Source organism: Serratia sp. JSRIV004, from assembly GCF_019968705.1.
GTDB classification, from domain to species: Bacteria; Pseudomonadota; Gammaproteobacteria; order Enterobacterales; family Enterobacteriaceae; genus Chania; species Chania fonticola_B.
Map to the genome: position 1 here is coordinate 2,802,266 of NZ_CP074140.1, position 23,559 is coordinate 2,825,824.

23 protein-coding genes and 1 other annotated feature are annotated in these 23,559 nt (G+C 54.3%); of the genes, 20 read left to right on the forward strand and 3 right to left on the reverse strand.

Translation table 11 applies throughout. The features are described 5' to 3' along the window. Positions 1-290 precede the first annotated feature (290 nt). Positions 291-1,175, forward strand: coding sequence for a PHP domain-containing protein (locus tag KGP21_RS13445; RefSeq protein WP_223499399.1), 885 nt, complete (start codon positions 291-293; stop codon positions 1,173-1,175). Positions 1,176-1,405: 230 nt separating this feature from the next. Further along, positions 1,406-2,689, forward strand: coding sequence for a serine transporter (locus KGP21_RS13450; RefSeq protein ID WP_021804601.1), 1,284 nt, complete (start codon positions 1,406-1,408; stop codon positions 2,687-2,689). A 37-nt stretch (positions 2,690-2,726) separates the two neighbouring features. Here the strand turns inward: KGP21_RS13450 and KGP21_RS13455 are convergent, their stop codons facing one another. The 3 genes from KGP21_RS13455 to KGP21_RS13465 form a co-directional block, all read right to left on the reverse strand. Next, positions 2,727-3,413, reverse strand: coding sequence for a MarC family NAAT transporter (locus tag KGP21_RS13455; protein WP_209523569.1), 687 nt, complete (start codon positions 3,411-3,413; stop codon positions 2,727-2,729). 73 nt (positions 3,414-3,486) lie between these two features. Continuing rightward, positions 3,487-4,851, reverse strand: coding sequence for an MATE family efflux transporter (locus KGP21_RS13460; protein WP_223499400.1), 1,365 nt, complete (start codon positions 4,849-4,851; stop codon positions 3,487-3,489). Between the two features lie 98 nt (positions 4,852-4,949). Beyond that, a complete protein-coding gene (locus KGP21_RS13465) occupies positions 4,950-5,528 on the reverse strand; it encodes a DUF2239 family protein (protein ID WP_179251477.1) in 579 nt (192 codons plus the stop codon). A gap of 303 nt (positions 5,529-5,831) precedes the next feature. Between KGP21_RS13465 and thrS the strand changes: the two genes are divergently transcribed. From thrS to arnF, 18 genes are all read left to right on the forward strand, one after another. Beyond that, the gene (gene thrS / locus KGP21_RS13470) at positions 5,832-7,760 is read left to right on the forward strand and encodes a threonine--tRNA ligase (RefSeq protein WP_218519414.1); all 1,929 of its coding nucleotides are present in this window, start codon (positions 5,832-5,834) and stop codon (positions 7,758-7,760) included. A gap of 3 nt (positions 7,761-7,763) precedes the next feature. Further along, entirely contained in the window at positions 7,764-8,315 is a 552-nt protein-coding gene (infC, locus tag KGP21_RS13475; RefSeq protein WP_071683678.1) for a translation initiation factor IF-3, read from the forward strand. 97 nt (positions 8,316-8,412) lie between these two features. Continuing rightward, positions 8,413-8,610: a 50S ribosomal protein L35 gene (gene rpmI / locus KGP21_RS13480; RefSeq protein WP_004931418.1), complete on the forward strand. Its 198-nt coding sequence runs from the start codon at positions 8,413-8,415 to the stop codon at positions 8,608-8,610. A gap of 43 nt (positions 8,611-8,653) precedes the next feature. Continuing rightward, positions 8,654-9,010: a 50S ribosomal protein L20 gene (gene rplT / locus KGP21_RS13485; protein ID WP_004963673.1), complete on the forward strand. Its 357-nt coding sequence runs from the start codon at positions 8,654-8,656 to the stop codon at positions 9,008-9,010. Positions 9,011-9,123: 113 nt separating this feature from the next. After that, positions 9,124-9,248 (forward strand) — a sequence feature (Phe leader region). After that, positions 9,130-9,174, forward strand: a complete 45-nt coding sequence (pheM, locus tag KGP21_RS13490) for a pheST operon leader peptide PheM (RefSeq protein WP_121608962.1) — start codon at positions 9,130-9,132, stop codon at positions 9,172-9,174. Its footprint overlaps the feature before it by 45 nt. Before the next feature lie 139 nt (positions 9,249-9,387). After that, the gene (gene pheS / locus KGP21_RS13495; RefSeq protein WP_021804595.1) at positions 9,388-10,371 is read left to right on the forward strand and encodes a phenylalanine--tRNA ligase subunit alpha; all 984 of its coding nucleotides are present in this window, start codon (positions 9,388-9,390) and stop codon (positions 10,369-10,371) included. 14 nt (positions 10,372-10,385) lie between these two features. After that, complete coding sequence (gene pheT, locus KGP21_RS13500; RefSeq protein WP_223538440.1) at positions 10,386-12,773, forward strand: phenylalanine--tRNA ligase subunit beta; 2,388 nt, start codon at positions 10,386-10,388, stop codon at positions 12,771-12,773. 4 nt (positions 12,774-12,777) lie between these two features. Continuing rightward, positions 12,778-13,074, forward strand: a complete 297-nt coding sequence (gene ihfA / locus KGP21_RS13505) for an integration host factor subunit alpha (protein WP_004943604.1) — start codon at positions 12,778-12,780, stop codon at positions 13,072-13,074. A 246-nt stretch (positions 13,075-13,320) separates the two neighbouring features. Then, the gene (gene btuC, locus KGP21_RS13510) at positions 13,321-14,328 is read left to right on the forward strand and encodes a vitamin B12 ABC transporter permease BtuC (protein ID WP_021804592.1); all 1,008 of its coding nucleotides are present in this window, start codon (positions 13,321-13,323) and stop codon (positions 14,326-14,328) included. A gap of 70 nt (positions 14,329-14,398) precedes the next feature. Further along, on the forward strand, positions 14,399-14,950 hold the full coding sequence (locus tag KGP21_RS13515; protein ID WP_021804591.1) for a glutathione peroxidase: 552 nt from the start codon (positions 14,399-14,401) through the stop codon (positions 14,948-14,950). A 16-nt stretch (positions 14,951-14,966) separates the two neighbouring features. After that, the gene (btuD, locus tag KGP21_RS13520; RefSeq protein WP_209523573.1) at positions 14,967-15,722 is read left to right on the forward strand and encodes a vitamin B12 ABC transporter ATP-binding protein BtuD; all 756 of its coding nucleotides are present in this window, start codon (positions 14,967-14,969) and stop codon (positions 15,720-15,722) included. Between the two features lie 397 nt (positions 15,723-16,119). Further along, positions 16,120-17,274, forward strand: coding sequence for a UDP-4-amino-4-deoxy-L-arabinose aminotransferase (arnB, locus tag KGP21_RS13525; protein ID WP_021804589.1), 1,155 nt, complete (start codon positions 16,120-16,122; stop codon positions 17,272-17,274). Next, a complete protein-coding gene (gene arnC / locus KGP21_RS13530) occupies positions 17,261-18,241 on the forward strand; it encodes an undecaprenyl-phosphate 4-deoxy-4-formamido-L-arabinose transferase (protein ID WP_021804588.1) in 981 nt (326 codons plus the stop codon). Before arnB ends, arnC begins: the two co-directional genes overlap by 14 nt. Continuing rightward, positions 18,241-20,223 (forward strand): bifunctional UDP-4-amino-4-deoxy-L-arabinose formyltransferase/UDP-glucuronic acid oxidase ArnA, encoded by a 1,983-nt coding sequence (gene arnA / locus KGP21_RS13535; protein ID WP_059202021.1) that lies wholly within the window; start codon positions 18,241-18,243, stop codon positions 20,221-20,223. The genes arnC and arnA overlap by 1 nt, the downstream gene beginning before the upstream one ends. Next, positions 20,220-21,131 carry a 4-deoxy-4-formamido-L-arabinose-phosphoundecaprenol deformylase gene (gene arnD, locus KGP21_RS13540; protein WP_021804586.1) on the forward strand — a complete coding sequence of 304 codons (912 nt, stop codon included), beginning with the start codon at positions 20,220-20,222 and terminating at the stop codon, positions 21,129-21,131. The genes arnA and arnD overlap by 4 nt, the downstream gene beginning before the upstream one ends. Next, a complete protein-coding gene (gene arnT / locus KGP21_RS13545) occupies positions 21,128-22,792 on the forward strand; it encodes a lipid IV(A) 4-amino-4-deoxy-L-arabinosyltransferase (protein ID WP_021804585.1) in 1,665 nt (554 codons plus the stop codon). The genes arnD and arnT overlap by 4 nt, the downstream gene beginning before the upstream one ends. Next, a complete protein-coding gene (arnE, locus tag KGP21_RS13550; protein WP_021178136.1) occupies positions 22,789-23,133 on the forward strand; it encodes a 4-amino-4-deoxy-L-arabinose-phosphoundecaprenol flippase subunit ArnE in 345 nt (114 codons plus the stop codon). Before arnT ends, arnE begins: the two co-directional genes overlap by 4 nt. Next, complete coding sequence (gene arnF, locus KGP21_RS13555; protein WP_021804584.1) at positions 23,130-23,519, forward strand: 4-amino-4-deoxy-L-arabinose-phosphoundecaprenol flippase subunit ArnF; 390 nt, start codon at positions 23,130-23,132, stop codon at positions 23,517-23,519. Before arnE ends, arnF begins: the two co-directional genes overlap by 4 nt. The last annotated feature ends 40 nt before the right edge of the window (positions 23,520-23,559 follow it).

Below are 23,559 nucleotides of genomic sequence, written 5' to 3' on the forward strand. Positions count from 1 at the left end.
TGATGCGTTGCGGTTTGCCATCTTTGGCAAAAAAGCAGATTTCATCAGGTGAGATGCCCTGGAAAAGTGGGGCATTTTAGATGGATGACCAAGTAGCCACAGCTATTTGGCACCGTCAATGCCTGTTAACAGTCTGCACCGTTATCCATCTCGTCAACATGTCGATCTACATCCCGTGAGCAGACCCACGCTTTTGTGATCCTGACGATACAAAGTGTCAAATCCACTGTATGCATTCAAGGGCGGCTTTAGTATGGTCTTGGTTTGAGCATTCGCCAAAGGACATTGCCATGGAAAAAATCGACCTGCATATGCATTCCAACTACAGCGATGATGCAGACTTCCCGGTTGAGACGCTGATTGCACGCTGCCTGGCCAACGGTATCAGTACGTTGGCGGTGACCGACCATAATAATGCCAATTCGGTGCCGGAAGCCAAGGCGCTGGCATCGTCCAGCCTCAATGTCCTGTCTGGTATCGAGATCGACTGCACCTTCGCTGGGCGCAACTTCCACCTGTTGGGCTACGGGTTTACCCCCAGCAATGACTTTGTCGAAATCTATAACAATTTCAGCAGCATTCAACGGGAACTGACGCCGCAGAAGTTTGCCAAGCTGCGCGGGTTGAAATTCCATCTGGATGAGCAACGCCTGGAGCAGGTATGCGGTGGCGCTATCCCGCAGGAAGAGCAGATGGGCGAGGTGATACTCGACGATCCACGTAATGATGGGCATCCATTGCTGATGCCTTATCGACCCGGGGGGGAAAGGGCCGATATGCCACTAATCAACTTCTACTGGGACTTCTTTGGCCCAGGAAAGGTGTGCTATATGCCGGTCACCTATCCCGCCATGAACCGCATGGTGGAGGTGATCCGCCATAATGGGGGAATACCGATCCTGGCGCATATCGGTGCCAACGTTAAGCAGGACCATACTCAAGTCATCGATGACATGCTGAAGATTGGTGTGATGGGGGTCGAGGTGTTCTCAAGCTATCATTCACCGGAGTTGGCCAGCCAGCTGTATGAGTTTGCCCTGAGCCGCTCGGCGTTTGTTACCTGCGGCAGCGACTTCCATGGGCGTAACAAGCCAAAAATAGAAGTAGGGCAATGTAGTTACGGCCCGCAGTATATTGGCGAAATACGCCGGTTTGTCGCCGCCGCCAGCGCCTAAGCTTTGTTTCATTCCCTATGGCTCGTGGGCGGCATAGGCTGCTCACGAAGCGCGCAGTTAACCGCCGAAATATAGACCATTCCAGAGATTTTCTTTATCCTTTGCCGTCCTTTTATCAGGTAGGTGAATTTCTCTCGCCATTAATATCCTGTTTTATATAAACATTCTACGGAGAAGGGAGTTTCCGTCGGGCGCAATCGTTGGCGCTGTAGATTAAGGTAAGCTGTCTCATGAGTACGATTTCTCCAGATCATGGCAGGTTGGCCATTGCTCAACCTGCCAAATGGAACAAGACCGACACCGTCTGGATGTTCGGGCTTTATGCCACGGCCGTGGGTGCCGGCACCCTGTTTCTGCCGATCAATGCCGGTCTGAATGGCCCATTGGTGCTGCTATTGATGGCACTGTTCGCTTTCCCTCTGACTTATTTACCCCATTTGGCACTAACCCGTTTTGTCCTTTCCGGCTCCAGCCGCGATGGCAACATTCAGGACGTGGTGGTCGAACATTTCGGCGTGTTAGCCGGCAAGATCATTATGGTGCTGTACCTGATGGCGTTTTTCCCCATCGTGCTGGTCTACAGTATTTCCATCACCAACGCGTTGGACAGCTTTCTGACCCATCAATTTCACTTTGCCCCGGTACCCCGCATCTGGCTGAGTTTGGCGGTGGTGGTGGTGCTCAATTTGGTACTGCTGCGTGGAAAGGATACGATCGTGGCCGCGATGGGCGTTCTGGTATTCCCATTGCTGGTGTTTCTGATGGGGATTTCGCTGTATCTGGTACCCACCTGGCAGACCGAGAACTTTGTCAGTGGTTTGGCCAACACCCAATTTGACAGCCCCGACCTCTGGCATTCGTTGTGGTTGGCGGTCCCGGTAATGGTATTTTCCTTTAGCCATGCGCCGATCATTTCGTCGTTCGCTTCCACCCAGAAAAGCTTATATGGTGACAACGCTGAGCGCCGTTGTGCGCGGATTATGCGTTACAGCTACCTGCTGATTTGCGTCACCGTGCTGTTCTTCGTGTTCAGCTGCGTGCTGAGTCTTTCGCACCAGGAGATGGAGCAGGCGAAAGCACAGAACATCACGGTGTTGACCACCCTGGCCAACAAATTTTCCAACCCGCTGATTGCCTATCTTGGGCCGGTGATGGCGATGTTGGCGATGGCAAAATCCTATCTTGGCACTTCATTAGGCGTTACCGAAGGGGCAACCAGTCTGATCGATGGGCTAACACGCGCCGTTGGCAAGCCACTCACTGCAGTCACAACCCATCGTATTTCCGGTGTGGTGCTGTTCTTGCTGACCTGGGCGGCCACCGTTTGGAATCCGAGCGCCTTGCATATCATTGAAACCATCAGCGGTCCGCTGATTGCGGTGATCCTGTTTATTCTGCCGATGTATGCGGTGCGCGCGGTTCCGGCTATGCGCCGTTATCGAGCATTGAGCAATGTCTTTGTGCTGGTGATGGGGCTGATTGCGCTTTCCGCTTTGGTTTACGGTTTGGCATAGGGAGCAAGTTGGCCCCGCAACAGCGGGGCCGGTAGGGTTAGGTCATTGGTACGTAGGTAGAAATCAGCTCCAACACGCCGTTGATAATAAACTGCACGCCCATACACACCAGCAGGAAGCCCATCAGGCGGGAAATGGCCTCAATACCGCTTTCACCAACCAGTTTCATGATCGCCGTGGAACTGCGTAAACAGATCCACAAAATGATCGCTATCGACAGGAAAATGGCCACCGGTGCGGCCAGCAGCACCCAGTGGGCAAAGCCCAGGGTATTTTCGTGGACGCTGGATGAGGTACTGATGATCATGGCGATAGTACCCGGCCCGGCGGTGCTTGGCATGGCCAGCGGGACAAACGCGATATTGGCCGAGGTTTTCTTGTGCAGCTCTCTGCTTTTGGTTTCTACCTCCGGTGTTTCATCGGCACTTTGCTGTGGGAACAGCATGCGAAAACCGATAAAGGCGACAATCAACCCTCCGGCGATCCGCAACCCGGGGATGGAAATTCCAAAAGTGCTCATCACTAGCTGACCGGCATAGAACGCGACCGTCATGATGCAGAACACGTAGACCGAAGCCATCAGCGACTGATGGTTGCGTTCTTCGTTGGTCATATTTCCCGACAGACCGAGCAGCAACGCCACGGTGGTTAGCGGGTTGGCCAGTGGCAACAGTAGGGCCAGCCCAACCCCGATGGCCTGAAACAACTGCAGAATACTCGACATATAACAAACCCCAGCAAAAGAATGAAATGGGGGCGCAGTCACTACGCCCAAATAAGTACTGTGGCTATCCGTGTCAGACTAGACGCTCAATTTTTCTGTTCCTCCATACCAACCTATAAAACGTTGTTTGCAATGCCAGCATTGTCAAATAGGCGATAGGGAATGCCATCCATACCCCCTCCAAGCCAAAGTGATTGCTGAGCAGGTAGGCCGCTGGCAACTGTACGGCCACGATGCAGAGAATGGATATTGTCACCGGTACCAACACCACGCCACTGGCGCGCATGATGCCGCCGACAATCGCCTGGAAACCAAATACCAGCATGCTCCACAGCATGATATGCAATAAATGCTCCGCTTCTGCCAATACTACCTGGCTGGTCAGGAACAGACCCAACAGCCAATGCGACAGCAGGTAGACCAGAATAATCAACGAACCGGTCAACCAGAGGTTGATATACAACCCGGTACGCAAGATGGGGGCAATGCGTTCGGTTTTGCCAGCGCCGATGGCCTGAGCACCCAAAATAGAGGCGGTGATGGCAATCGACAGGGCCGGGAATTGCACATAGTTAACGATCTGTGTCACGGCGCCGTAGGCTGCCGTGGCATCCGAACCGTGGCGGTTGACCAGCGTCAGGATGATCAATTCAGAGATAGAAATTACCACCATTTGTAAACCGGTGGGCAGGCCAATACGTAACACTTTGCGTAGCACCACCGTATCCAGCTTGAGCGCGGCCAGCATGGCCCGATCGGGGGCCAGCACGTGTTTTTTGCGGCGCAGGCGCAATGTCAGATACACCATCGCCACTGCGTTACCGACCATACCCGCCAGAGCCGCGCTCTGTATGCCCATGGGGGCAAAACCCAGCCAGCCACGGATCAGGGCCGGGGTGAGCAGCAAGCCGACGATGGTAGACAGCAGTAGGGCCAAGAGTGGGGAGATCGTGTCACTGACGCCGCGCAGCAACTGGGTGAACAACACAAATACCAGCAGCAAGGGCATAATCATCATCATGATGCGGGCGTAAGAAACCGCCTCTTCCAGCACGTCCGCTGGCGTGCCTAGGGCTTGTAGCGCCTGGCGAGCGAACAGACTGCCAAATACTGCCGCCAGTAAGCCAAGCGTCACGCCCAGCATCAAGGCCGTACCCGCAATGGTTTTGACTTTTTCTGGTTCATTCGCGCCCCATGCCTGCCCAATCAGCACCGAGGCACCGGCACCAACGCCAATCACCAGTGAGATAAAGAAGAACACCACCGGGAACATGCCAGAGATGGCGGCCAGTGCAGGGGTGCCGAGCATCTGGCCGATATAGATGCCGTTCAGCGTGCCTGAAAATCCTTGCAGGAAGTTGGACAGCACCATAGGCACCAAAAAGATCAGATAGATGCGCCAAAGCGGTGGCTGCTTGTGCTGCGGACGGGTTTGCATTTAATCGTTTTTCCTGCGCCTGAAAGACGTATAAAGAGCTCTAGTGATACTGAAACTCATATGTAGGGGCGCCGCATGCTGCGCCCGCCGGGTTATTATCACCGGGGGAAGGCATCGCGAGTCATCCAGGCCAGATGTGCCTGGATATCAGCAGGCCAGTGCACAATGCGTTCGGCAAACAGCTTGCCATCGTGGCCAAACAGTGCACGCGTGGCTTCTTCATAGCCTGGTAAAGAACCGGCGATGGCGCTCATAAATCGATAGCTGTTCTCTTTGATACGGCGTTCATTATCCTGCTCGACCGAGGTGCGCCGGGCTTCATCAACCAGACGACGTAGTGCCGCAGAGGCTCCACCACGCTGTTGTGCCAGCCATTCCCAGTGACGGGGAAGAAGCGTCACTTCGCGGGCTACCACGCCGAGCTTGGGCCTCCCAACCGAGGGCTGAGCTGCCGGTTCGCCATCAAGCTCAGTGACATCGCCATCAGGCTGGGGCCAAACGTAGCCTGCTGGCCAAGGGTAATCCACTTGGGAGCCGGTAGCATCATCAAACACTAACAGCCCCCCGGCAGTGAGATCCAGCGCAGCCAGTGCTTGTGCAACTTCGGCATAAGACCCGGTGGCTACCCGTTGATGCTGCAAAAATGCGGTGCAGCTTGGCGTATTGATGGTTTTCATGTTTTATATCCGGGTTAAATTATTTTACCCGGGTAATTTGACCGAGTCATCGTGGTAAGTCAAGCCCAGATCGATTCTGCTGCAGAGTAATCTGCGCTTTATTTATCCTCTACAGTTTTAATGTTACTATTCGCAAGGCTGTGAACAGCCACTGGAGGTTCGCGTGTGACTAACGGACCAAGTTGTGCGTCAATCTGGCAATTGTGGGCGAGATATGACGCATAACTGACTCAACACTAACCAAAATATCTGTACTGCATGTGATCTGTCGTGTGGGTCACCACTGTAGATAAGGAATTATGAATGCCTGTTATTACTCTTCCTGACGGAAGTCAGCGTCAATACGACCATGCCGTTTCCCCGATGGATGTTGCCCGTGATATTGGCCCTGGCCTTGCCAAAGCCTGTATTGCTGGCCGCGTTAACGGTGAACTGGTCGATGCCAACGATGTCATCGAAGCCGATGCACAACTGGCTATCATCACCATCAAAGATGCCGAAGGCCTGGAAATCATGCGCCACTCCTGTGCGCACCTGCTGGGTCATGCGATCAAACAGCTCTGGCCCGATACCAAAATGGCCATTGGCCCGGTGATCGACAACGGTTTCTACTATGACGTTGACCTCGACCATACCCTGACGCAGGAAGATCTGGATCTGCTGGAGAAGCGGATGCATGAATTGGCCGACAAAGATTATGACGTCATCAAGAAAACTGTGAGCTGGCAGGAAGCCCGCGACACCTTCGCAGCCCGTGGCGAAAGCTACAAGGTAGCGATTCTGGATGAAAATATCAGCCATGACGATCGCCCAGGCCTGTATCATCACGAAGAATACGTGGATATGTGCCGTGGCCCGCACGTGCCGAATATGCGTTTCTGCCACCATTTCAAACTGCAGAAAACCTCCGGTGCCTACTGGCGTGGCGACAGCAAAAACAAAATGCTGCAACGTATCTACGGCACTGCCTGGGCAGACAAGAAGCAGCTGAATGCCTACCTGCAACGCCTGGAAGAAGCGGCCAAGCGTGACCACCGCAAGATCGGCAAGCAGCTCGACCTGTATCATATGCAGGAAGAAGCCCCTGGCATGGTGTTCTGGCATAACGACGGCTGGACCATCTTCCGCGAATTGGAAGCCTTTGTGCGCATGAAGCTCAAAGAGCACCAGTATCAGGAAGTGAAAGGGCCGTTCATGATGGACCGCGTGCTGTGGGAAAAAACCGGCCACTGGGAAAACTACAAAGACGCCATGTTCACCACGTCTTCAGAGAACCGTGAATATTGCATCAAGCCGATGAACTGCCCGGGCCACGTGCAGATCTTCAACCAGGGCCTGAAGTCTTACCGTGACCTGCCGCTGCGTATGGGCGAGTTCGGTAGCTGCCACCGTAACGAGCCATCAGGTTCGCTGCATGGCCTGATGCGTGTGCGTGGCTTCACCCAGGACGATGCCCATATCTTCTGTACCGAAGATCAGGTGCGTTCCGAAGTGAACGACTGCATCAAAATGGTCTACGATATGTACGGTGTCTTTGGCTTCGAAAAGATTGTGGTGAAACTGTCCACCCGTCCAGAGAAGCGCATTGGGACTGACGAAATGTGGACTCGAGCCGAAAACGATCTGGCCGCTGCGCTGACTGAAAACGGGATTCCGTTTGAATATCAGCCGGGTGAGGGCGCTTTCTACGGACCAAAAATTGAATTTACCTTGCATGATTGTTTGGATCGCGCATGGCAATGTGGTACCGTGCAACTCGATTTCTTCTTACCGGGCCGTTTAGGCGCGTCGTATGTTGGCGAAAACAACGAACGCGTGGTCCCGGTAATGATACACCGTGCTATTCTTGGCTCCATGGAGCGCTTCATCGGTATCCTTACCGAAGAATATGCCGGTTTCTACCCAACCTGGATTGCTCCAGTGCAGGTAGTGGTGATGAATATCACCGACAGCCAGTCTGATTACGTCCAGCAATTGACCAAAAAACTGCAAGATGCAGGCATTCGGGCAAAAGCGGACTTGAGAAACGAGAAGATTGGCTTTAAAATTCGCGAACATACTTTACGACGGGTTCCATACATGTTGGTGTGCGGTGATAAAGAGGTCGAATCAGGCAAAGTTGCCGTTCGTACCCGCCGTGGCAAAGACCTGGGGAGCCTGGACGTACAAGAAGTCGTAGACAAGCTGCTACATGAGATACGCAGCCGAAGTCTTCATCAACTGGAGGAATAAAGTATTAAAGGCGGAAAACGAGTTCAACCGGCGCGTCCAAATCGCATTAACAAAGAAATTCGCGCGCAAGAAGTTCGCCTAACCGGCGTCGATGGCGAGCAGATTGGTATTGTCAGTCTGAATGAAGCTCTTGAAAAAGCTGAGGAAGCGGGTGTTGATTTAGTAGAGATCAGCCCAAATGCCGAACCGCCAGTTTGCCGGATCATGGATTACGGCAAATTCCTCTACGAGAAGAGCAAGTCGACCAAAGAACAGAAGAAGAAGCAAAAAGTTATCCAGGTTAAGGAAATCAAATTCCGTCCTGGCACCGATGATGGCGACTATCAGGTCAAACTACGCAACCTGATTCGCTTTCTGGAAGACGGCGATAAAGCCAAGATCACCCTGCGTTTCCGTGGGCGTGAAATGGCGCACCAGCAGATCGGTATGGAAGTGCTTAACCGCGTCCGTAAAGACCTGTGTGAAGATATTGATCTGGCAGTGGTCGAATCCTTCCCAACAAGGATCGAAGGCCGTCAGATGATTATGGTGCTCGCACCCAAGAAGAAACAGTAAGGCTTCCAAGTAATCGAACCCACGCCGTGCAAGCGTGCGTGGGTTTTATTCGCCTCACTGATTCGTTGTTTAACAATGCGAAGTGGATTTAATTAACATGCCAAAGATTAAAACTGTACGTGGTGCAGCCAAGCGCTTCAAAAAGACCGGCAGCGGTGGTTTTAAGCGCAAACATGCTAACCTGCGTCATATTCTGACCAAAAAAGCAACCAAGCGTAAACGTCATCTGCGTCCGAAAGGCATGGTGTCTAAAAACGATCTGGTCCTGGTTACTGCGTGCCTGCCGTACGCATAAGCCATATTTTTTGAATCTAGAATAAGACTTTAGGAGAGAGCATATGGCTCGCGTAAAACGTGGTGTAATTGCACGCGCACGTCACAAGAAAATACTGAAACAAGCGAAAGGTTACTACGGTGCCCGTTCGCGCGTTTATCGTGTTGCCTTCCAGGCAGTAATCAAAGCAGGTCAGTATGCTTACCGTGACCGTCGTCAACGTAAGCGTCAGTTCCGTCAGCTGTGGATTGCACGTATCAACGCAGCTGCTCGTCAGAACGGCTTGTCTTACAGCAAATTCATTAACGGCTTGAAAAAAGCTTCTATTGAAATTGACCGTAAGATCCTGGCTGACATCGCAGTATTCGACAAAGTGGCCTTTGGCGCACTGGTTGAAAAAGCGAAAGCAGCACTGGCGTAAGCTGGTTGAAAAGAGGGAGCTTGCTCCCTCTTTTACTGTTTGTTCCCAATACAGATATTGACTTTTATCGGCTGGCGCTATCACACTGGTTGCCAATCCATCGACAAGGTACTACCAACATGCACGCTGTTATTTTCCGCTTCTTTTTTTACTTTAGCGCCTGACTTCAGGAGGCTTTGCGCGTAAGAAAAGAAACGGAAAGTAGCGCCCAAGCCTCCCAAGTGGAGGCTTTTTTGTTTTTGGCCACCTTCAGCGCCTTTCAGGCCCACGGCACTTGCCTGGCTACGGCTTGAAATTCTTTGAAGATCAACCAAAGGCGTGTTGGAATAATAGATAACAATTACTTAGGGCCACAAGGCCAGAGGAAGAGGAAAGCAATGTCACATCTCGCAGAGCTGGTTGCCAACGCCAAGGCAGCCGTAGAAGATGCCCAAGATGTTGCCGCGTTGGATTTGGTACGCGTCGAATATTTTGGCAAGAAAGGTCATTTTACCTTACAGATGCAGTCCCTGCGTGAAGTGCCAGCGGAAGATCGCCCGGCAGCCGGGGCGGTGATCAACCAGGCAAAACAGGAAGTTCAGGATGCGCTGAACGCGCGTAAGAACGCATTGGAGTCTGCTGTGCTGAACGCTCGCCTGGCGGCGGAGACCATCGACGTCTCGCTGCCGGGGCGTCGCCTGGAGAACGGTGGCCTGCACCCGGTTACTCGCACCATCGATCGTATCGAAACCTTCTTTGGCGAACTGGGCTTCTCGGTAGAGACCGGCCCGGAAATCGAAGACGATTATCATAACTTCGACGCGCTGAATATCCCAGGGCATCACCCAGCCCGTGCAGATCACGATACCTTCTGGTTTGACGCGACGCGCCTGCTGCGTACCCAAACCTCTGGCGTGCAGATCCGCACCATGAAGAACCAGCAGCCACCGATCCGTATCATCGCGCCGGGCCGTGTGTATCGTAACGACTACGATCAGACGCATACCCCGATGTTCCACCAGATGGAAGGGCTGATCGTCGACAAGGACATCAGCTTCACCAACCTGAAAGGGACGCTGCACGATTTCCTGAACAACTTCTTTGAAGAAGACCTGCAGGTTCGTTTCCGTCCTTCCTATTTCCCGTTCACCGAACCTTCTGCCGAAGTGGATGTCATGGGCAAAAACGGCAAGTGGCTGGAAGTGTTGGGTTGCGGCATGGTGCACCCGAACGTACTGCGCAACGTGGGCATCGATCCGGAAATCTATTCCGGTTTTGCCTTCGGTATGGGTATGGAGCGTCTGACGATGCTGCGTTACGGCGTCACCGACCTGCGTGCGTTCTTCGAAAACGATCTGCGTTTCCTCAAACAGTTTAAGTAAGGCGGGAATATCACATGAAATTCAGTGAACTCTGGTTGCGCGAGTGGGTAAACCCGGCCATCAGCAGCGAAGCATTATCCGATCAAATCACCATGGCCGGCCTGGAAGTAGACGGCGTTGAGCCGGTGGCTGGCGTGTTCAACGGCGTGGTCGTGGGTCATGTGGTGGAGTGCGGTCAACACCCGAACGCCGACAAACTGCGCGTAACCAAAGTCGATGTGGGCGGTGAACGCCTGTTAGACATCGTTTGTGGTGCGCCAAACTGCCGTGCTGGCCTGAAAGTAGCCGTTGCTACCGTCGGTGCCGTGTTGCCAGGTGACTTTAAAATCAAGGCTGCCAAGCTGCGTGGCGAGCCTTCTGAAGGCATGCTGTGTTCGTTCTCCGAACTGGCGATTTCAGACGATCATGACGGCATCATTGAGCTGCCGGCAGATGCGCCGATCGGCACCGATATCCGTGACTATCTGCAACTGAACGATAGCGCGATCGAAATCAGCGTCACGCCGAACCGTGCCGATTGCCTGGGCATCATTGGCGTCGCGCGCGACGTTGCCGTGCTGAACCAACTGCCGCTGAGCGAGCCGGATATGAGCCCGGTAGCTGCCACTATCACCGATACTCTGCCAATCCGTGTAGAAGCCCCTCAGGCGTGCCCACGTTACCTTGGCCGCGTAGTGAAAGGCATCAACGTGAAGGCACCTTCACCGCTGTGGATGCGCGAGAAGCTGCGCCGCGCCGGTATTCGCTCGATTGATGCCGTGGTTGATGTGACCAACTACGTGCTGATGGAGCTGGGCCAGCCAATGCACGCCTTTGACCTCAATCGCATTGAGGGCGGTATCGTGGTGCGTATGGCTCGCGAAGGTGAAACCCTGCGTCTGCTGGATGGCAACGAAGCCAAACTGCAGGCAGACACCCTGGTGATTGCCGATCAGCAAAAAGCGCTGGCCATGGGCGGCATCTTTGGCGGTGAACACTCTGGCGTGAATGATGAAACCCAGGATGTGCTGCTGGAGTGTGCTTTCTTCAGCCCACTGTCGATTACTGGCCGTGCTCGCCGCCATGGCCTGCATACTGATGCTTCACATCGTTACGAGCGTGGCGTAGACCCGGCACTGCAACATAAAGCGATGGAGCGTGCCACACGCCTGCTGATCGACATTTGCGGAGGGCAGGCTGGCCCAATCATTGACGTTAGCGATGAGAGCACCTTACCGAAGCGTGCCACCATTGCGCTGCGCCGTGAAAAGCTGGACCGTCTGATTGGCCACGTGGTGCCAAGCGAGCAGGTGAGCGATATTCTGCGTCGTCTGGGTTGCCTGGTTACCGAGCAGGGCGACAACTGGCTCGCGGTGGCACCAAGCTGGCGTTTCGATATGGAGATCGAAGAAGATTTGGTGGAAGAGGTGGCCCGTGTCTATGGCTACAACAACATCCCGGATGTGCCAGTGCGCGCCGATCTGGTGATGACCAAACACCGCGAATCCGATCTGACCCTCAAGCGCGTGAAGACCATGTTGGTCGATCATGGCTATCAGGAAGCAATTACTTACAGTTTTGTCGACCCGAAAGTGCAAGCGTTGCTGCACCCAGGTGAAGAAGCCCTGATCCTGCCAAGCCCTATCTCGGTAGAGATGTCTGCAATGCGTCTGTCACTGTGGACTGGCCTGCTTTCGGCGGTGGTATACAACCAGAATCGCCAGCAAACTCGGGTGCGCCTGTTTGAGAGCGGGCTGCGCTTTGTGCCTGATACTGCGGCAAATCTGGGTATCCGTCAGGATGTCATGCTGGCTGGCGTGATTGCCGGGCATACCCATGATGAGCATTGGGATCTGGCAAGAAAGCCGGTGGACTTCTATGATTTGAAAGGGGATCTGGAATCGGTATTGGAGCTGACCGGTAAATTATCCGAAATTCAGTTCAAGGCAGAGTCCAATCCCGCCCTGCATCCTGGGCAAAGTGCGGCCATTTATTTACACGGCGAACGTGTCGGTTTCATCGGTGTGGTTCACCCAGAACTTGAACGTAAACTGGATCTTAACGGCCGTACTGTGGTATTTGAATTGGAGTGGAACAAGCTCGCAAGCCGCGCCGTGCCTCAGGCCCGTGAGGTTTCTCGCTTCCCTGCAAACCGCCGCGATATCGCCGTTGTAGTGGCTGAAAACGTCGCCGCAGAAGATATTTTGGCAGAGTGTAAGAAAGTTGGCGCAAATCAGGTAGTTGGCGTAAACTTGTTTGATGTGTACCGTGGCAAGGGCGTAGCTGAGGGTTATAAGAGCCTGGCTATCAGTCTGGTGTTGCAGGATACCGCCCGTACACTGGAAGAAGAGGAGATTGCCGCTACCGTTGCAAAATGTGTAGAGGCTCTAAAACAGCGATTCCAAGCATCCTTGAGGGATTGAACCTATGGCGCTTACTAAAGCTGAAATGTCAGAACACCTGTTTGAGAAGCTAGGGCTTAGCAAACGGGATGCCAAAGACCTGGTAGAACTGTTCTTTGAAGAGGTCCGTCGAGCTTTGGAGAACGGAGAACAGGTCAAGCTGTCTGGTTTTGGCAATTTTGATTTGCGAGACAAGAACCAACGTCCGGGACGCAACCCGAAAACCGGTGAGGACATTCCGATTACGGCGCGCCGCGTGGTCACTTTCCGTCCGGGACAGAAACTGAAAAGCCGGGTGGAGAACGCCAGCCCGAAAGAGTAGGTTACACAACGCCAAAAAGGCCGCGCAAGCGGCCTTTTTCTTTGGGCGGTTTACCAACCTCAATTGGTCAGCGCTGCATGCTGTTCCCATCTATTACCATCATCACCTCGATGATCGGCATTGCCAGCCGCTGCTTTCCCCACCATTCGTTCACTCAGTTCTTCCCCTAAACGGCCGAACCTCCTACTATTTGCTGCAAGACGTTATTTTCAGGCCGCTATCGGCCAGTAGGGAAGTTGTGTAGTTATGCCGAGCAGTCAGACCTTCACTTTGTTACAACAGCATCAACACCGCCGTGATAAACGCTATTTGGCCTGGCTGACGCTGGGCGTCGTACTGGCATTTTCCTTCAGCCTGAGCGCCGGGGATCTGTGGATCTGGCCTGCGCAGTGGTTGGGGGAGCCTGCACAGCTGTTTGTCTGGCAATTGCGCCTGCCACGAGCGCTGGCGGTGATGCTGGTGGGGGCAAGCCTGGCGGTGGCCGGGGCGGCGATGCAGGCTCTGTTTGAGAACCCGTTGGCGGAGCCTGGACTGCTTGGCGTATCCAACGGTGCCGGAGTGGCGCTGGTGCTGACGGTGCTGTTTGGCAACGGCCTGCTGCCGGTGGCGCTGATGAGCATGAACGCCATCGCAGGTGCCTTGGTGATGACCTTCCTGTTGCTGATTTTTGCCCGCCGTCGCCGCTTGAGCAACGCACGTTTGCTGCTGGTGGGGGTAGCGCTGGGGATTGTGTGCAGCGCGATTATGACCTGGGCCGTGTATTTCAGTTCGAGCCTCGACCTGCGGCAACTGATGTACTGGATGATGGGCGGTTTCGGCGGGGTGGATTGGCGGCAGAAATGGCTGTTGTTAGCCCTGTTGCCGGCGCTGCTGTGGCTATGTGCGCAAGGCAAGGTGCTGAACTTGATGGCGCTTGGCGAAATGCAGGCGCGGCAGTTGGGTCTTTCCCTGCACGTATGGCGTAATCTGCTGGTGCTGGCCATCGGCTGGCTGGTGGGCACCAGTGTGGCCTTGGCGGGTGTGATTGGCTTTATCGGCCTGGTGATCCCGCATATTTTGCGCCTCAGCGGTTTGACCAACCAACGTTATCTGTTACCTGGCTGCGCGCTGGCGGGCGCGGGCGTGCTGTTAGTGGCTGACGTGGTGGCGCGGATTGCGCTGTTTTCGGCAGAATTACCCATCGGCGTGGTTACTGCAACGCTGGGAGCGCCTCTTTTTATCTGGTTACTGGCCCGGACAAAAAGCGTAAGGTAAACCGGCTGCCGGTAATGACCGGCGGCGTTTTTCTGTCTCACCTGCAAATAAAACCAAAGGAAAACATCTGATGAGCAACCCCATTTATGCCATTCCCCTGCAAACCATTGAGAACCAATCTACCACGCTGAACGCCTATGCCGGCAAAGTACTGCTGGTGGTCAACGTAGCGTCGGAATGCGGCCTGACCAAGCAATATGAAGGTCTGGAAAAGCTTTATGAAACCTGGCGTGAGCAGGGTTTTGCGGTGTTGGGCTTCCCTTCCAATGAGTTTCTTGGCCAGGAACCGGGCAGTAATGAGGAGATCCTGGCGTTCTGCCGTGGCACCTTTGGCGTCCAGTTCCCGATGTTTGCCAAAATTGAAGTCAATGGTGAGGGCCGTCATCCGCTGTATCGGGAACTGATTGCCGCACAGCCACAGGCCGTCGCACCAGAAGGCAGTGGTTTCCTGGAGCGGATGAGCAGCAAGGGCCGTGCGCCGAAGCAGACCGGCGATATCCTGTGGAACTTTGAGAAATTCTTGATTGGCCGCGACGGTCAGGTGATCCAACGCTTCTCGCCGGATATGACGCCAGAAGATCCACAGGTGTCCGAGGCCATCAAACAGGCTTTGGCCAAGTAAAGGAGCGTTCAGAACCATGCTGCAGCTCAGTGAGGTAGGGGTAGAAGGGCGATTGATGCCGTTTTCTGGGCAGATCGCCGCTGGGTTGCAGGTGCACCTGATCGGCCCAAACGGCGCGGGTAAGAGTACGCTGTTGGCCAGATTGGCGGGTATGCTGCCAGGGTTTGGCGAAGTTCGGCTGTCTGGACGTTTGCTGGAAGCGTATACGGGGAATGAACTGGCAAAACACCGGGCTTATCTGTGCCAGCAGCAGCCTCCGGTTGCGCTGATGCCGGTATTTCAATATCTCGCCTTACATCAGCCCGCCGGGGCGGACGAAGGTGACCTGGAAAAAGCCATCCTGTATTTGGCACGTAGCCTAAAGCTGGCGGATAAATTATCCCGCATGTTGACTCAACTCTCTGGGGGGGAATGGCAACGTGTGCGGCTGGCCGCAGTATTGTTACAGGTTTGGCCAACGGTTAACCCGCTAAGCCAATTACTGCTGCTGGATGAACCGACCAACAGCCTGGATGTGGCGCAAAAGGTGGCGCTCGATCGCCTGTTGCGCGAATTTTGCCAAAGTGGCCGCAGCGCCCTGGTTTGCGCTCACGATCTCAATCATACCTTGCAACAGGCCGATCGGGTCTGGTTGCTGCAAGCCGGAAGGTTGGTCGCCGAGGGGGGGACCCACGAGGTCATGGAGCCGGGGTTATTATCCAAGGTTTATGACGTGGATTTTCATTTGCAGGCGGTAGGAGAGCAGCGCTGGATTATGACCAAAACGGCCTAGCGATGTTTAGCTGCTATTTTAATCGGTTAATTAGAAGTTAAACGGAAAGTAAACGTGCTCGATATAATTCCCCTGCATGGGGACAAATTCTCTGGTTAAGCTCACAAAATAAGATGGAAAATCCACGATTACCTGCTACGCTGATCGGGTTGAAAAAAAATAAGTAAAAAAATATAACTGCATAACTCAATGATTATGCAACTAATTATAAGTTCCTTGATGAAGAAGTTTTACAGAAGGTTTCCTGATAATAATTTCTCCCTTAAGGTTTAGTTAAGCTTGCCCAAGTACATTGGCAGTTAATCCACCAGTGATCATTCTTTGCGACGTTTACTATTCGTTAAATGTAAAAGTCTTACAGTAGTTTAAAGAAAATCGAGACGTTTGGGGTTTAATTATGGATCAATTCCTGCCTTTTTCACGCCCGGCCATTGGGGATGAAGAAATTGCGGCGGTAGAAAAGGTGTTGCGTTCTGGCTGGATCACCACCGGGCCGCAAAATCAGCAGTTGGAAAGCGAGTTTTGCCGAACTTTCGGCTGCAAGCATGCGGTTGCCGTCTGCTCTGCAACGGCGGGAATGCACATCACTCTGATGGCTCTGGATATCGGGCCAGGGGATGAAGTCATTACCCCTTCACAAACCTGGGTTTCCACCCTCAACATGATCGAATTGCTTGGCGCTACGCCGGTGATGATCGATGTTGACCGGGACACTTTGATGGTCAGTGCAGCCGATGTTGAGGCGGCCATCACCCCACGTACCAAAGCGATTATTCCCGTTCACTATGCGGGCGCACCATTACCGATGGATGAACTGCGCGCAGTGGCTGAACGCCACAACCTCCCCCTGATTGAAGATGCGGCTCACGCCGTAGGCACCCGTTTCGATGGTGAATGGGTGGGCGCGCGGGGTACTGCCATTTTCTCTTTCCACGCCATCAAAAACCTGACCTGTGCTGAAGGCGGCCTGATCGCGACCGATGACGATGAACTGGCCGATCGCGTCCGCTGCCTGAAGTTCCACGGCCTGGGCGTTGACGCTTTTGACCGCCAACTGCAGGGGCGTAAGCCGCAGGCAGAAGTGGTTGAACCTGGCTACAAATACAACCTGTCAGATATTCATGCGGCGATTGCTGTGGTGCAGCTGGCGCGTTTGCCAGAGTTGAACGCCCGGCGCAAGGTGCTGGCGGAACGTTACCTGGCCGCGCTGCAAGATTCGCCTTTCCAGCCGTTGGGGTTACCAGATTATCCGCACGATCACGCCTGGCACCTGTTTATGGTGCGTGTTGATGAACAACGTTGCGGCATTGGGCGCGATCAACTGATGGAACGGCTGAAAGAAGTTGGGGTTGGCACCGGTCTGCATTTCCGCGCCGCCCATACGCAAAAATTCTACCGCGAACGTTACCCACAGCTGTCACTGCCCAATACCGAATGGAACTCGGCACGCCTGTGCACTTTACCGCTGTTCCCAGATATGACCGAAGCCGATGTCGATCGCGTGGTCAATGCCTTGTCTTCCGTATTGGAGTCTTCCCGTGTCTCGCGCTGAACCTATTAGCAAAGTTTCGGTGGTGATCCCGGTGTACAACGAGCAGGAGAGTTTACCTGCCTTGTTGGAGCGCACCACCGCCGCCTGTAAACAACTATTGCAACCTTATGAAATTATTCTGATTGATGATGGCAGCAGCGACAACTCTGCCGCCATGCTGACCGCTGCGGCGGAACAGCCTGATAGTTGCATTATTGCCGTGCTGCTGAACCGTAACTACGGCCAGCATTCCGCCATCATGGCGGGCTTCAATCAGGTCAGTGGCGATCTGGTGATCACCCTGGATGCCGATTTGCAAAACCCGCCGGAGGAAATTCCCCGTCTGGTCAGCGTCGCGGAAGAGGGTTATGACGTGGTGGGGACCGTGCGTGCCAACCGTCAGGACTCCTGGTTCCGCAAGACGGCTTCCCGCATGATCAATATGATGATCCAGCGCGCGACCGGTAAATCCATGGGCGACTATGGATGCATGCTGCGTGCCTATCGCCGCCATATCATTGAGGCGATGCTGCACTGCCATGAGCGCAGTACTTTTATTCCGATCCTGGCCAACACCTTTGCTCGCCGTACCACGGAGATCGAGGTGCGTCACGCTGAGCGCGAGTTCGGTGACTCCAAATATAGCCTGATGAAGCTGATCAACCTGATGTATGACCTGATCACTTGCCTGACTACCACGCCGTTGCGTCTGCTCAGCGTGGTAGGTAGCGTGATTGCGCTGTCAGGCTTCGTGCTGGCGGTGTTGCTGATCGTGCTGCGCTTGGTCCTGGGGCCGGAATGGGCGGCAGGCGGAGTGTTCACGCTGTTTGCGGTGTTATTCACCTTTATCGGTGCACAGTTTGTCGGTATGGGATTGTTAGGGGAGTACATCGGCCGGATTTATAACGACGTCCGCGCTCGTCCCCGCTATTTTGTCCAGAAAGTGGTCGGTGCCAAACCAACCCAAAATAATCAGGAAGAAGAATGATGAAAGCTATTGTATTTGCTTACCATGATATCGGCTGCGCAGGTTTGAAAGCGCTGACAGAAGCGGGCTATGACGTACAGGCCGTATTTACCCATACCGATGATCCAGGTGAAAACAACTTCTTCTCTTCCGTTGCTCGCCAGGGTGCTGAACTGGAGCTGCCGGTGTATGCGCCGGAAGATGTCAATCATCCGCTGTGGGTTGAGCGTATCCGTGAACTACAGCCGGATATCATTTTCTCTTTCTACTACCGCAATATGTTGAGCGATGAGATCCTTTCTCTGGCTCCTAAAGGCGGTTTTAACCTACATGGTTCACTGTTGCCACGCTACCGTGGTCGCGCGCCGATCAACTGGGCGCTGGTGAACGGCGAAACCGAGACCGGTGCTACGCTGCACAAGATGGTCAAACGTCCGGATGCCGGTGATATCGTAGGTCAGCATAAAGTGGCGATTTCCGAGCAGGACACCGCGCTGACGCTGCACAAAAAAGTGTTGGAAGCGGCGCAGATTGTCTTGAAAGAGCAGTTGCCGAAACTGAAAAACGGTACGGCCAGCCTGACGGTGCAAAACGAAGCGGAGGCCAGCTATTTTGGCCGCCGTACCGCTGCCGACGGTGAGATCCAATGGCACAAGTCTGCTCATGAAATCAACAACCTGGTACGTGCTGTCACCGAACCTTATCCGGGCGCATTCAGCTATCTGGGCCAGCGCAAAGTGATCGTTTGGCGCGCACGCGTGCTGGACACCGCGCATGATAAGCAGCCTGGCACGGTGCTGAGCACCACCCCATTGGTGATTGCCTGTGGTGAAGGCGCGCTGGAAATCGTGGCTGGCCAGAGCGAATCTGGTTTGTATGTACAAGGCAGCCGCTTGGCAGCGGAAATGGGCATGGTGAGCGACGTACGTCTGGCTGCCAAGCCAAGCTCTGTGATGAAGCGCCGTACCCGCGTGCTGATCCTGGGCGTGAACGGTTTTATCGGCAACCATCTCACTGAACGCCTGTTGCGCGAAGATCGTTATGATATCTATGGCCTGGATATCGGTTCTGATGCCATCAGCCGTTTCCTGGATAACCCACGCTTCCACTTTGTGGAAGGGGATATCAGCATTCATTCCGAGTGGATCGAATATCACATCAAGAAGTGCGACGTGGTTCTGCCGCTGGTGGCGATCGCCACACCGATCGAATACACCCGTAATCCGCTGCGCGTGTTCGAGTTGGATTTCGAAGAAAACCTGAAAATCGTTCGCGACTGTGTGAAATACAACAAACGCATCATCTTCCCGTCCACTTCAGAAGTTTATGGCATGTGCGACGATAAAGAGTTTGATGAGGACACCTCGCGTCTGATCGTCGGGCCAATCAATAAACAGCGCTGGATCTATTCGGTTTCCAAACAGCTGTTGGATCGGGTGATCTGGGCTTATGGGGCCAAAGAAGGCCTGAAGTTCACGCTGTTCCGTCCGTTTAACTGGATGGGGCCACGCCTGGATAACCTGGATGCGGCGCGTATCGGCTCATCGCGCGCGATCACCCAGTTGATCCTGAACCTGGTTGAAGGCTCACCGATCAAGCTGGTGGACGGTGGGGCGCAGAAACGTTGCTTTACCGATATCAACGACGGTATTGAAGCGCTGTACCGCATTATTGAAAACCGCGACGGCCAATGCGATGGTCAGATCGTCAACATCGGCAACCCAACCAACGAAGCCAGTATTCGTGAGCTGGCGGAAATGCTGCTGGCCAGCTTCAATGAGCATCCGCTGCGCGGCAATTTCCCGCCGTTTGCCGGTTTCAAGGACGTGGAAAGCAGTAGCTACTACGGCAAAGGGTATCAGGACGTTGAACACCGTACGCCAAGCATCAAGAATGCTCGCCGCCTGCTCGGCTGGCAGCCGACGATCGCTATGCAGCAAACCGTTGCCGAGACGCTGGACTACTTCCTGCGTACCACGGTAAAGGAAGGTGATGGTGCATGAGGAAGGTCGGCCTGCGAGTTGATGTAGACACCTTTAGCGGTACCCGTGAAGGGGTGCCGCGCCTGCTGGAACTGTTTGCCAAATACGATATTCAGGCCAGCTTTTTCTTCAGCGTCGGGCCGGACAACATGGGGCGCCACTTGTGGCGCCTGCTTCGTCCCCAATTCCTGTTGAAAATGCTACGTTCCAAGGCCGCTTCCCTGTATGGCTGGGATATCCTGCTGGCGGGAACTGCGTGGCCTGGGCGGAATATTTCCCGATCTTTGGGGCCGTTGATGAAGCGCACGTTGGAAGTGGGCCACGAAGTGGGGTTGCATGCCTGGGATCATCAAGGGTGGCAGGCCAAGGTGGGGCAGTGGTCCAAACCCGAGTTGACACGTCAGGTTCAGTTGGGTGTTGATGCACTGGCCAATGCGATCGGCCAACCGGTCCGATTTTCGGCGGTGGCGGGGTGGCGTGCCGATCAGCGCGTCGTGGAGGTGAAGCAAGGTTTTGGTTTCGAGTACAACAGTGATTGCCGCGGCACCCATCCTTTCCGTCCGCTATTAGAGAACGGCCAGCCGGGCACGGTGCAAATCCCCGTTACGCTCCCCACCTTTGATGAGGTGATTGGCCGTGAAACCAGCATGGCGGATTTCAATGATTATATTCTGCGAGCGATAGAAAACGATCGTGGGGTGCCAGTGTACACCATACATACCGAGGTGGAAGGTATGTCGCAGTCGGCCATGTTCGAACAGCTGTTACAGCGTGCAAAACAGCAAGGCATCGAGTTCTGCCCGCTGAGCGCATTGCTGCCCCAAGACGTGTCATCACTGCCGCTAGGCCGCATTATACGCGCACCATTTCCTGGCCGAGAAGGCTGGTTGGGTTATCAAACCGAAGTTGGGGGAGAAAAGGTTTCATGAAAGCGTTGAAAGGATCCTGGGCCATCGTATTGGCCATTTTTTTTGCCCTGGTGTATCTGCTGCCGGTGAATGGGCGGCTGCTGTGGCAGCCGGATGAAACCCGCTACGCCGAAATCAGCCGTGAAATGCTGGCACGCGGAGATTGGATAGTGCCTAATCTGCTCGGCCTGCGCTATTTTGAAAAGCCGGTCGCCGGTTACTGGTTTAACAACATTAGCCAGTGGTTGTTCGGCGATAGCAACTTTGCCGTGCGCTTTGGCTCGATATTCAGCACTGGCCTGACCGCCTTGCTGGTCTTTGCTCTGGCCTGGCTGATGTGGAAAAATGCGCGTCGTGCCTACCTGGCGGTGCTGATTTTCCTGTCAATGGTGCTGGTTTTCAGTATCGGTACTTATAGCGTGCTCGATCCGATGATCTCGCTGTGGCTGACGGCAGCCATGGTCAGCTATTACCTGACGCTGAAAGCCACCACAGCCAAAGGTAAGCTGGGTGGCTATGTGTTGCTCGGGCTGGCCTGTGGCATGGGTTTTATGACCAAAGGCTTTCTGGCGCTGGCAGTGCCGGTGATTGCCGTTATCCCCATTGTTATTCAGCAGCGTAAGGTCAAAGATCTGTTCTGCTATGGGCCAGTGGCGATCGTGGTGGCGGTACTGCTCAGCCTGCCGTGGGCGCTGGCAGTGGCCCAACGAGAGCCGGATTATTGGAACTACTTCTTCTGGGTGGAGCATATTCAGCGCTTTGCCGAAGAGAATGCCCAGCATAAGGCACCTTTCTGGTATTACATCCCGATCCTGATCGCTGCGGTACTGCCGTGGTTGGGGTTGTTGCCAGGTTCCCTGCTTAAGGGATGGCGTGAGCGTGTGCAGCGCCCGGAGCTGTTTTTCCTGTTGAGCTGGGTGGTGATGCCGCTGATCTTCTTCAGCATCGCCAAAGGCAAGCTGCCGACCTATATTCTGCCTTGCATGGCGCCGTTGGCACTGCTGATGGCGGCTTACGCCGAGGATTGCGCGGGGCAGTTACGTACTCGCGTCTTTAAGGTGAATGCCCTACTGAATGGCCTGTTTGGTCTGATTGGCATTATCGCGTTGTTGCTCATCGGCTCCGGTGTGTTACATAAAGTGCATCTGTTTACCGCCGATGAGTGGCCAAAAATCGTGCTCGGCCTGATTGCCTTTGGTGGTTGGCTGTTGTTTGCCGTGATTTCCGCTCGTGATAACGCAAAACGCTGGACCTGGGCGGCCGCCTGTCCGCTGCTGCTTTGTCTGTTGATCGGCTACGCTATTCCGCAGCAGGTGATCGACTCCAAGCAGCCGCAAAACTTCATTCGTGACAATATCGCCACGCTCAGCCAGAGCCAGTTTGTGTTGGCCGATCGTGTGGGTATCGCCGCTGGCCTGGCTTGGGAACTGAAACGCAGCGATGTGCTGATGTACGGTGAAAAAGGCGAGCTGAGTTATGGCTTGGCGTATCCCGATGCACGTGGCCACTATATCGGCGAAGAAGATTTTGCTGGCTGGTTGGCTCAGGCTCGCAAACAGGGGGATGTGTCACTGGTAATGCAACTCTCACGTGGTGAGCACGTGCCGACAGATTTGCCACCGCCAGACAGCGTGGTCGAGATGCACCGCATGGCATTGGTATGGTATAAGCAGCAACCATGATGGGGTATTTGTTGGTGATCCTGGTTAGCCTGTTCACCTGTGCGGGGCAGCTGTGTCAGAAACAGGCTGCCCTTACCTGGCAACAGGCTGGCGATCGGCGGCGGGCTTTAACGCTGCGCTGGTTGGCGCTGGCGGTGCTGCTATTGGGGCTGGGCATGCTGGTGTGGCTAAATGTGTTGCAGCGCCTGCCGCTCAGCCTGGCCTATCCGATGCTGAGCCTCAATTTTGTCCTGGTGACGCTGGCGGCACGCTGGTTGTTTAACGAGCCGACTACGGTGCGTCATTGGTGCGGCGTGGCGTCGATCATGCTGGGGATCCTGCTGATGAGTCTGCAATCATGAAAGGTTATCTTTGGGGGGCGGGCAGCGTTCTGTTAGTGACGTTGGCCCAGTTGCTGATGAAGTGGGGAATGGGGCAAATCCCGCTGTTGTCGTTTGCCGATGTTACCTGGCCGTTACTCAGCCAGTACGGAATTGCCTTGATAGCGGTGGCCGTTGGCATCTTCGGCTATGCATTATCAATGCTGTGCTGGTTCTTCGCGCTACATTATCTGCCACTGAACCGGGCTTATCCGCTATTGAGCGTCAGCTACGCGCTGGTTTACCTAGCGGCGGTGATCCTACCCTGGTTTAATGAATCGGCCACCTTGCTCAAAACGCTGGGGACGCTGTTTATTCTGTTCGGCGTCTGGTTGATTAACAGCCATCGGGCGGCAAAAAATCGTTAATAGCGGAAAAAAACGCTGTTGATTCGAATATCTCATGGAC

Coding starts and splice junctions, on each gene's coding strand:
- arnA (WP_059202021.1), top strand. CDS start 18,241: ATGAAAGCTATTGTATTTGCTTACCATGATATCGGCTGCGCAGGTTTG.
- pheS (WP_021804595.1), top strand. CDS start 9,388: ATGTCACATCTCGCAGAGCTGGTTGCCAACGCCAAGGCAGCCGTAGAA.
- btuC (WP_021804592.1), top strand. CDS start 13,321: ATGCCGAGCAGTCAGACCTTCACTTTGTTACAACAGCATCAACACCGC.
- KGP21_RS13450 (WP_021804601.1), top strand. CDS start 1,406: ATGAGTACGATTTCTCCAGATCATGGCAGGTTGGCCATTGCTCAACCT.
- KGP21_RS13455 (WP_209523569.1), bottom strand. CDS start 3,413: ATGTCGAGTATTCTGCAGTTGTTTCAGGCCATCGGGGTTGGGCTGGCC.
- arnF (WP_021804584.1), top strand. CDS start 23,130: ATGAAAGGTTATCTTTGGGGGGCGGGCAGCGTTCTGTTAGTGACGTTG.
- arnE (WP_021178136.1), top strand. CDS start 22,789: ATGATGGGGTATTTGTTGGTGATCCTGGTTAGCCTGTTCACCTGTGCG.
- rpmI (WP_004931418.1), top strand. CDS start 8,413: ATGCCAAAGATTAAAACTGTACGTGGTGCAGCCAAGCGCTTCAAAAAG.
- thrS (WP_218519414.1), top strand. CDS start 5,832: ATGCCTGTTATTACTCTTCCTGACGGAAGTCAGCGTCAATACGACCAT.
- arnD (WP_021804586.1), top strand. CDS start 20,220: ATGAGGAAGGTCGGCCTGCGAGTTGATGTAGACACCTTTAGCGGTACC.
- arnB (WP_021804589.1), top strand. CDS start 16,120: ATGGATCAATTCCTGCCTTTTTCACGCCCGGCCATTGGGGATGAAGAA.
- btuD (WP_209523573.1), top strand. CDS start 14,967: ATGCTGCAGCTCAGTGAGGTAGGGGTAGAAGGGCGATTGATGCCGTTT.
- pheT (WP_223538440.1), top strand. CDS start 10,386: ATGAAATTCAGTGAACTCTGGTTGCGCGAGTGGGTAAACCCGGCCATC.
- KGP21_RS13445 (WP_223499399.1), top strand. CDS start 291: ATGGAAAAAATCGACCTGCATATGCATTCCAACTACAGCGATGATGCA.
- KGP21_RS13465 (WP_179251477.1), bottom strand. CDS start 5,528: ATGAAAACCATCAATACGCCAAGCTGCACCGCATTTTTGCAGCATCAA.
- arnT (WP_021804585.1), top strand. CDS start 21,128: ATGAAAGCGTTGAAAGGATCCTGGGCCATCGTATTGGCCATTTTTTTT.
- rplT (WP_004963673.1), top strand. CDS start 8,654: ATGGCTCGCGTAAAACGTGGTGTAATTGCACGCGCACGTCACAAGAAA.
- KGP21_RS13460 (WP_223499400.1), bottom strand. CDS start 4,851: ATGCAAACCCGTCCGCAGCACAAGCAGCCACCGCTTTGGCGCATCTAT.
- KGP21_RS13515 (WP_021804591.1), top strand. CDS start 14,399: ATGAGCAACCCCATTTATGCCATTCCCCTGCAAACCATTGAGAACCAA.
- ihfA (WP_004943604.1), top strand. CDS start 12,778: ATGGCGCTTACTAAAGCTGAAATGTCAGAACACCTGTTTGAGAAGCTA.